General features: G+C 54.1%; 1 pseudogene. It reads right to left on the reverse strand.

What is annotated here, in order from left to right:
• Positions 1-12: 12 nt before the first annotated feature.
• Positions 13-259 (reverse strand): annotated as a pseudogene (locus AACV31_RS20385) (T6SS immunity protein Tli3 family protein); the annotation flags it as partial.

The raw sequence follows: 259 nt of genomic DNA on the forward strand, positions 1-259 counted from the left end.
TCCTTTCATATTTCAGCGCCCCGCATCCATATCACAACGCATATGGTCCCAGCCGGTGTAGTTCTTAACTTCAGGGATATTGTCAGGAAGCCCCTGGTAATTAGCTTCGTGCTTCATAACTTTCCCTTCCAGCCCCTGTGATGTGAAGTACACCATTCCCCATGCCCAGCCAGGAAACTGAGGATCTATACGCTGCACGGTTCCGTCATCCAGCGTATAGGTAATCCCCGGCCCGCCAGGGGCCAGACGCGGATCGTCG

Origin of the sequence: Cronobacter sp. EKM101R, from assembly GCF_963888145.1 — a bacterium.
GTDB lineage: Bacteria > Pseudomonadota > Gammaproteobacteria > Enterobacterales > Enterobacteriaceae > Cronobacter > Cronobacter turicensis.